Here is a 511-nt window from a genome sequence, read left to right as displayed (position 1 = left end):
GGTTATCCGCAATTACTTCTGAACGAGAGATAAATTCTGTTTATGTAAACTTATTTACACATAAGCAAATGGTTATTGATTATTTGTTCAGTACGCTACCAGCAAATAACAACACTTCACTTACAAGCTTTACAGACAAGGAAACTTTTTTGTCTGCATTGAATGATGAGGCCTTATGCAAATTCAATGACTTATCTAAAAATTATCTTGAACAGTGTTTTTTTCTTAGCCACAAATTCACAAATAAAGCGCCAAACGCTATAAAGCTTGCAAAAGATATTCATCAAACAAATATAAAGAAACTCTCTACATATATATTAGTAGTTCCAGATTCACTGGTATCATCAAGTGACGATTATTTTGTAAGTATTTTCCTACAAAACTTAAATGAACTGGCAAATAATAAAAAACTCACTATTAGTGTTTGTATATATGGGCATCTGACGACTTCACTATTAAAGCCCATTCTGATTTCTCATAATAGATACATTGCAGGTTTGGCGACCATGAC

The 511-nt window shown here is 31.9% G+C and carries 1 pseudogene; it reads left to right on the top strand.

Annotated elements, in window-relative coordinates:
• Positions 1 to 511 (top strand): annotated as a pseudogene (locus R7040_RS30135) (cellulose biosynthesis protein BcsE); the annotation flags it as partial.

Source organism: Vibrio sp. 1069 (assembly GCF_033340555.1).
Note: the sequence above shows the minus strand (reverse complement) of the source record. Positions and strands in the feature narration are given on the sequence as shown.